Source organism: Streptococcus agalactiae ATCC 13813 (genome assembly GCF_000186445.1).
Taxonomy (GTDB): domain Bacteria; phylum Bacillota; class Bacilli; order Lactobacillales; family Streptococcaceae; genus Streptococcus; species Streptococcus agalactiae.
In genome coordinates this window covers 1-595 of sequence record NZ_GL636090.1, presented here as the reverse complement: position 1 = coordinate 595, position 595 = coordinate 1, and the positions used below count along the sequence as shown (strand labels likewise).

Annotated in this window: 1 pseudogene; it reads left to right on the top strand. The window is 32.6% G+C overall.

Annotated elements, in window-relative coordinates:
• Window positions 1-595, top strand: a pseudogene (locus tag HMPREF9171_RS01000000113125) (YSIRK-targeted surface antigen transcriptional regulator); the annotation flags it as partial.

Sequence of the window (595 nt, the reverse complement as noted above, 5' to 3'; positions counted from 1 at the left end):
CTAATAGTAACCAATTATTGTCTAACTGGGGTTGTGAAAGATAAATTATCAGAGCCCTTACATTACTACACGAAAGGGTGGAGCAACTCCTTTGATCTAGATAAAATTAAGCAATTTTCTAAACAGAATATGAGTTCTTACAAATATCAGTATCATTTTGAAAATAATATTCTAAAAGCTGTTAAATCAGGTAGTGAATTTCTTTTGAAAGAAACAGTGGAACACTTTAGCAATTCTATCGTACCTATAATCAGTGGAGATGAATTGCGATCTGAAAAAAACTACTCCATCATGATTTATGATCGTCTCTCACAGGCTACCATCCAAGCAGGACTTGATATCGAAACAGCTTATCGAGCACGAGATCGTTTTATAAAAGAAACGAGTCAACTATAAGTCTAAATGAAGTTTTAAAATTACGTGATACTGCTATCTTATTCTATACTCAACAAGTTCATTCTTTAAAAAAACATCTCGAAACCCCTCATTCTCAAACTATTGTCGCAGTGATTCGATATCTTGAAAATAATCTAAATCGCTTTATTAAAACAGAAGAAATAGCTAAAGAATGTCACATGAGTGAATCGAAGTTACG